Origin of the sequence: Endozoicomonas sp. ISHI1, assembly GCF_024606225.1 — a bacterium.
Classification (GTDB): domain Bacteria; phylum Pseudomonadota; class Gammaproteobacteria; order Pseudomonadales; family Endozoicomonadaceae; genus Endozoicomonas_A.
In genome coordinates, this window is record NZ_JAGRPU010000045.1 from 37,792 (window position 1) to 45,315 (window position 7,524).

At 48.2% G+C, this 7,524-nt stretch carries 6 protein-coding genes; all 6 read right to left on the reverse strand.

Annotated elements, in window-relative coordinates; genetic code table 11:
- Positions 1-122: 122 nt before the first annotated feature.
- Positions 123-1,742 (reverse strand): hypothetical protein, encoded by a 1,620-nt coding sequence (locus tag KBW69_RS19945; RefSeq protein ID WP_257282010.1) that lies wholly within the window; start codon positions 1,740-1,742, stop codon positions 123-125.
- 135 nt (positions 1,743-1,877) lie between these two features.
- Entirely contained in the window at positions 1,878-3,458 is a 1,581-nt protein-coding gene (locus tag KBW69_RS19950; protein WP_257282011.1) for a hypothetical protein, read from the reverse strand.
- 195 nt (positions 3,459-3,653) lie between these two features.
- Positions 3,654-4,709, reverse strand: a complete 1,056-nt coding sequence (locus tag KBW69_RS19955; RefSeq protein WP_257282012.1) for a hypothetical protein — start codon at positions 4,707-4,709, stop codon at positions 3,654-3,656.
- Positions 4,710-4,992: 283 nt separating this feature from the next.
- Complete coding sequence (locus KBW69_RS19960; protein WP_257282013.1) at positions 4,993-5,997, reverse strand: hypothetical protein; 1,005 nt, start codon at positions 5,995-5,997, stop codon at positions 4,993-4,995.
- 51 nt (positions 5,998-6,048) lie between these two features.
- Positions 6,049-7,173: a hypothetical protein gene (locus KBW69_RS19965; RefSeq protein WP_257282014.1), complete on the reverse strand. Its 1,125-nt coding sequence runs from the start codon at positions 7,171-7,173 to the stop codon at positions 6,049-6,051.
- 163 nt (positions 7,174-7,336) lie between these two features.
- On the reverse strand, positions 7,337-7,524 hold a 188-nt coding region (locus tag KBW69_RS19970), incomplete at its 5' end, for a transposase (RefSeq protein ID WP_257282015.1).

Genomic DNA, 7,524 nt, shown 5'->3' on the forward strand with positions numbered 1-7,524 from the left:
TCCTGAAAGCATAGGACAGTAAACCGGCAGGTGCAGAGTAAAACAATTAATTTACAACGTCAGCCCCCTTATCGGCCCCTTTAATTGCCGAAATTGTTGACTGAAATACATCACTTTAATAATCAATCCCAGCTAGCCTCCAGACCCTGAACTGAAAAAGTAGTTGGTGTACCCCAGCTGGTAGAACCAAAGCCATCATCACTATCTGAGGAGTCCCAAATGAAGCTGGGATTGGGGGAAAATAAAGTCTCCCTGTTTTCTTTTTGATGGATTGTTGCGGTGTAAGTGGCTGCTCTGGCTCTTCTGGCCGCTTCTTCCCGCTCCCTTAGCTCTTGCTCTCTTAGCTCTTGCTCCCTTTCGCGCCGTATTTTATCTTCTCTTGTCAAGATATATTCTTCTTGCCTCAAATAACCGTAAAGCTCTGTCAGCGACCACTGCATGTAGAGATCATTCAGATCCATGTTACAGCAAAAGGGATTCAAAACCCCGGCATTGATCAGTACATTTTTCCAAACCTTTTGATCAAACCCTTGGATGATCTCTCTGACCTGCTCCCTGTCCGTTACGGTGGGTTTCCAGTCCCTTCCTTTCGGATCTTTCCGCCAGGGTTTGTTGAGTGCCCGGCCTAACTTCCTTTGCAGCTTATCCTCTTGCAAGCGTTCCAGCCTTCGCGATTTCGTTTTATATGCATCAATTACCCAATATACCAACACGGCCACCATGGCTATGCCCTCTGCGGCTATCAGAATGCCTAACACACGTTTAAGCCAGCGTTCCCGTTCATCAAGATCCGAGGGATGATGCCCGACAGGCTTTTGAACGGGCGCTGGCGGAGTGGCAAGGACCGGCTTTTCACCATTCAGAATTCTGCGAATTTGCTGGTACCACTCATCACCATAATCTTCACGATCTGCGGCTTTCATAAACAGGGCGGAGAGGCCTTCCTGATAGTGACGATGCTTGCTGTCTGTATGCCAAAGGGTGGGATGATTGTTAAAGGCTTCAGTCAGCTTGGACAGGTAAAGAATAAATGCAGGGTCTCTGGCAATCTCCGGGTTCTGCTTTTGCTTCTCTACCTTAAAACTAAATGAACGAAGCGCCTTGCCACGGAGAAAAAGCTCCTGCATTTCTAACAGAATAAAGCCGAGTTGCCGGGCTAACTGTTCCCGGGATAGCGGGTTGGACGGAAATTCTCTGAAACTGTTCTGCACAGCCTCCTCAATCAGCTCCTCCATAGAGTCCATTCGGTCTTCAGCTATGACCCCCTGAAGCAGCAACGGACGGGTTCGGTACCAATCAAGAACGTCTTGGGATTCCTCCATGACTGGAGCATTACTGAATGCCTGCAAGAGGTGAAACATGGGGCGGTCCGGGTAACTGTCATCCGTCTCATTCTCATCCGTATCATTGTCACCTGTGACTTTGGCAATAGTATGGCGGGTAGCCTGCCGGACGAGTCTGGTAAGAAGTTGCTGTCGAGCTTCTGTCTGATGGTCTGATGCAGAGTGATCTTCCAGCCACTGATCTGGCCCATAGCGATCATAGATTCGCCGAACTGAAACCATGAGGGCTTTTAACAGCCTTTCATTTTCTTCTGCAAAGACGTAATCAAAATAGAGTCTGTTCAGATTGTTCCGGGCATTTCTGAGAGCCTTCTGCTCGGGTGACTCAACACTTCCCCAACTGGAAGCCGCCAGCATCAGACTGAAAAGCACAAACCATAAAGCGCGATAATGGAACACCTGACCTCACCCATTTCCTGACAAATTCGGAAAGCTTAGGACAGTAGACTGGCAGGTGCGGAGTAAAACAATTAATTTACAATGCCAGAACCTTAAAATTCGGAAATGGTTGACTGAAATACATTACTTCAATAATCAATCCCAGTTAGCCTCACGATCCTGAAGTGAAAAAGTAGTCGATGTACCCGAGCTGGTCGAATAACCAATGCCATCATCGCCTTCTGAAGAATCCCAAATGTAGCTGGGAGTGCAGAAGAATAAAGTCTCCCCTTTTTTTTGTTGCTGTATTATTACGGTGTGGCTGGCTGTTCTGGCTCTTTCAGCCGCTTCTTGCTGCTCCCTTTCGTGGCCTATTTTATCTTCTTTTGTCAAGATATATTCTTCTTGTCTCAAGTAGCCGTATAGCTCTGTCAGCGACCACTGCATGTAGAGATTATCCAGATCCATATCACAAGAAAGGGGATTCAGAACCCCGGCATTGATCATTACATTTTTCCAAACCTTTTGATCAAAGCCTTCAATGATTTCTCTGACCTCCTCCCTGTCCCTTCTGGTGGGGTTCCAGTCCCTTCCTTTCGGATCTTTCCGCCAGGGTTTGTTGAGTGCTCTGCCTAACTTCCTTTGCAGCTTATTCTCTTGCAACCATTCCAACCTTCGCGATTTAGTTTGATGCTCAGCGATTATCACACACACCAACAAGGTGATACCTATCGTGGCGATCACAGTGCTCGCCACAAGTTTAAACCAGCGTTCCCAATCATGGTAATCCAGATCCAGATCCAGATAGTGATGCACGACTGGCTTCTGAACGGGCGGTGTCAGAGCAAAAGACACGGGCTTTTCACCATCCAGAATTCTGCGAACCTGCTGGTACCACTCATTACCATAATCTTCACGATCGGCGGCTTTCATAAACAGGGCGGCGAGATCTTCCTGATAGTGACGACGTTTGCTGTCTGTACGCCAAAGAGTGAGATGATTGTTAAAGGCTTCAGTCAGCAGGGAGAGGTAAAGAACAAATGCAGGGTCTCTGGCAATCTCCGGGTTCTGCTTTTGCCTGTCCACCTTGAAGCCAAGAGAACGAAGCGCCTTGCCACGAAGAAAAAGCTCCTGCATTTCTATCAGAATAAAGCCGAGTTGCCGACCTAACTGTTCCGGGGATAACGGGTTGGACGGAAATTCTCTAAAACTGTTCTGCACAGCCTCCGCAATCAGATCCTCCATGGAGTCCATTCGGTCTTCAGCTATGACCCCCTGAAGCAGCAACGGATGGGTTCGGTACCAATCAATAACATCCCGGGCTTCCTCCATGACTGGAGCTCTACTGAATGCCTGCAGGAGGTGAAACATGGGGCGGTCCGGGTAACGGTCATCCGTATCATTGTCACCAGTGACTTTGGCAATAGTATGGCGGGAAGCCTGCTGGATGAGTCTGGTAAGAAACTGCTGTCGAGCTTCTGGCTGATAGTCTGGTGCAGAGTGATCTTCCAGCCACTGGTTCTGCTCATACCGCTCATAGATTCGCCGAACTGAAACCATGAGGGCTTTTAACAGCCCCTCATTTTCTTCTGCAAAGACGTAATCAAAATAGAGCCTGTTCAGATTGTTCCGGGCATGCCTGAGAGCCTTCTGCTCGGGTGACTCAACACTTCCCCAACAGGAAGCCACCAACATCAGACTGAAAAGCACAGACCATAAAGCGCGATAATGGAGCACCTGACCTCACCCATTTCCTGACAAATTCGGAAAGCTTAGGACAGTAGACTGGCAGGTGCAGAGTAAAACAATTAATTTACAACGTCTGACGCTTTCATTGCGGACCCTTTCATTGCGGAAATCGTTGACTGAAATACTCCTTTCGGATCTTGCCACTGGAGTTTGTCAGATGCTCTGCCTGTCGTTCCTTCCAGCCTATCCTCTCTGAGGTTCTCTAAACGGTGGTACCTCTTCACATAAATAGATCAACACATAGATCGTCATGATGATGACCATCACACAAAGCGGACCTATGAGCCCAATTCTAATCCAGCCTTGCCAGTCATCGTCATCCTGGTCGCCTTGCGTGACCCGTTTTTCTCCATCCAGAATCCTGCGAACCTGCCGGTACCATTCAATACCATAATCTTCACGATCACCGGCTTCCATAAACAGGGTGGAGAGGTCTTCCTGATACTGACGCCATTTGCTCCCCGAAAGCTCTGTATGCCAGAGGGTGTCATGGCTGTTAAACAGTTCAGTCAAAAAGGGAAGATAAAAAGAGCTAAAGAAAGGATCACTGGTAATCGCCGATATCTGTTTCCACCTGTCTACCTTGTGGCTTAGAGAACGAAGCGCCTTGCCACGGAGAAAAAGCTCCTGCATTTCCATCAAAATAAAACCCAGTTGCCGGGCTGACTGTTCCCTGGAAATCGGATTAGTCGGAAACTCTCGGAAACTGTTCTGTACAGCTTGCTGAATCAGCTCCTCAAGGGAGTCTGTTCGATCTTCAGCCACCACCCCCTGAATCATCACCGGCCGGGTTTGGGACCAATCAGCAACCTCCCGGGATTCCTGCATGTCAGGAGCACTGCTGAATGCTTGCAGGAGATGAAACATAGAACAATCCTGGTAACTGTCATCTGCCTCATCGTTACCAATGACTTTCGCAATGGTGTGGCGGGTAGCCTCCCGGACAACTCTGGTGAGTAGCTGCTGTCGGGCTTCTGTCTGATTGCCTGATCCAGAGTCAGTTTCCGGCCATTGATCCGGCTCGTAGCGGTCATGGACTTGCCTTAATGAAACCATGATGGCTTTCAACAGACTCTCATTCTCTTCGGCAAAAACATAATAAAAATAGAGACTATTGAGATTGCTCCGGGCATACCTCACAGCTTTTTGCTCGGGTGACTCAACACTGCCCCAGCAGCACGTTATCAACATAAAGCTGACAAAAACAGACAATAAACTGCGAAACACAACCATAGACAAACCCTATATCCTGTAAAATTGAGGTGGTATAAGACAATTCTCTGGCTAGTACTGGGTAAAACAATTAATTTAGACGGGCGGGCCCTTCAATTACGAAAAGGGTTTGCTGACATGAATCGATTTAACAAATTAGATAATCACTACCAGCCAGCCTCCCGATCCTGAACTGGAAAAACAGTTGTTGTATCCCGGCTGGCATAACCAATACAACCATCGTCGCCTGAAGAATCCCAACTGAAGCTGGAACATCAGGCCGGGTTCTCTGCCTATCGTCATTTGCAGCCTATCCTCTCTGAGGTTCTCTAAACGGCGGTTCCTCTTCACATAAATAGATCACCACATAGACCTTCATGATGATGACCATCACACAAAGCGGACCTATGAGCCCAATTCCAATCCAGCCTTGCCAGTCATCGTCATCCTGGTCGCCTTGCGTGCCCCGTTTTTCTCCATCCAGAATCCTGCGAACCTGCCGGTACCGTTCAATACCATAATCTTCACGATCACCGGCTTCCATTAACAGGGCGGAGAGGTCTTCCTGATACTGACGCCATTTGCTCCCCGAAAGCTCTGTATGCCAGAGGGTGTCATGGCTATTAAACAGTTCAGTCAAAAAGGGAAGATAAAAACTAAATGAAGGATCACTGGCAATCGCCGGTATCTGTTCAAAATCGTGTACGCTGTGGCTTAGAGAACGAAGCGCTTTGCCACGGAGAAAAAGCTCCTGCATTTCCATCAAAATAAAACCCAGTTGCCGGGCTGACTGTTCCCTGGAAATCGGATTAGAAGGAAACTCTCTGAAACTGTTCTGTACAGCTTGCTGAATCAGCTCCTCAAGGGAGTCTGTTCGATCTTCAGCCACCACCCCCTGAAGCATCACAGGCCGGGCTTGGGACCAATCAGCAACCTCCCGGGATTCCTCCATGCCAGGAGCACTGCCGAATGCTTGCAGGAGATGAAACATAGAACAATCCTGGTAACTGTCATCTGCCTCATCGTTACCTATGACTTTCGCAATGGTGTGGCGGGTAGCCTGCTGGACGACTCTGGTGAGTAGATGCTGTCGGGCTTCTGTATGATTGCCTGATCCAGAGTCATTTTCCAGCCACTGATCCAGCTCGTAGCGGTCATAGAGTTGCCTCAATGAAACCATGATGGCTTTTAACAGACTCCCATTCTCTTCGGCAAAGACATAATCCAAATAGAGATCGTTGAGATGGATCCGGACAAGCCTGACCGCTTTTTGCTCGGGTGACTCAACACTGCCCCAGCAGCACGTTATCAGCATCAAGCTGACAAAAACGGACAATAAACTGCGAAACACAACCATCGGCAAACCCTATATCCTGAAAAATTCAGGCAGCATTGGACAACCCACTGGCAGGTGCTGAAAAAGCGATGAATGGTTTGCTGACATGAATCGATTTAACAAAGCCCTTCTTAACCTTGGCGAAAACATTTCATATACATATAAAAGAATCCTGACATACACCACCATGGTGCTGATCACCGTGACAACCGGAACGCTGAGCCCGGTTTTGATCCAGCTTTCCAGTTCATCTTCCCTCGAGAAGTGTTGCCTGAACAGCTTTTCACTGACCGGTTTTTCTCCATCCAGAATTCTGCGAACCTGCTGATACCATTCAATACCATAATTTTCACGATGGGCAGCTTCCATAAACAGGGCCGAGAGGTCTTCCGGTTGCTGACGCCACTTGCTCTCCTGACTCTCTGTATGCCAGAGGGTGTCATGGCTATTAAACCGTTCAGTCAAAAAGGAAAGATAAAGAATAAATGCAGGGTCATTGGCAATCTCCGGGTTCTGTTTTTGCTGCTCGACCTTGTAGCCAAGAGACCGGAGCCCCTTGCCACGGAGAAAAAGCTCCTGCATTTCTACCAGAATAAAACCGAGTTGTCGGGCTAACTCTTTCGGGGAAAGTGGGTTGGACGGAAATGCTCTGAAACTGTTCAGTACAGCTTCCTCAATCAGGCTTTCCATGGAGTCCCGACGATCTTCAGCCAAAACCCCCTGAAGCAACACCGGCTGGGTTTGATACCACTGATTAACATCCCGGGATTCTTCCATGGCCGGAGCATTACTGAATGCCTGCAGGAGGTGAAACATGGGACGGCCCGGGTGAGTCTCATCCACAACATAGCCACCCGTGACGTTCGCTATAGTGTGGCGGGTGGCCTCCTGAAAAAGTCTGGTGAGCAGCAGCTGTCGGGCTTCTGTCTGATTGTCTGGAGCAAAATGGCCTTCTGGCCAATGTTCCTGCTCATAGCGGTCATAGACTTGACGCACTGAAACCATTATGGCTTTAAACAGCCTGTTATATTCTTCGGCAAATACATAACCAAAATAGAGACTGTTAATGTCGTACTGGACATCTATGAGAACTTTCCGCTCCAGTGACTCAACACTGCCCCAACAGGAAGTCACCAGCATCAGATTCAAAAACACAGACCGTAAACCGCAAAAGAGAAGCATCCGCCAACCCTATGTCCTGACAAACTCAGTGAGAATAGGACAATCCACTGGCAGGTGCTGAAAAAAAATTAATGGTTCAGGTTGCTTTCTGGCCGCTACTAAAAATCTAACATAATCTGTAATTATGTAGACTTATCTACGCCGTCACCGTGGATGCACGACGAATCGTGTCTAACTCCACTCTTGCGTAGGGTTTCACGTCGAGCTGTAACGTGTCTCGACCATAATTATCAAGGTTCAAACTCGCACTGTAATCTCTGTCATGCAGAGTTTTACATTTTGGACACCGCCACTCACGGTCAGACAGAGTGAGATTGTCATTTA

What these genes read in the sequence shown, in the direction of transcription:
- KBW69_RS19960 (WP_257282013.1), bottom strand. Translation starts at nt 5,997, where the DNA reads ATGCTGATAACGTGCTGCTGGGGCAGTGTTGAGTCACCCGAGCAAAAA.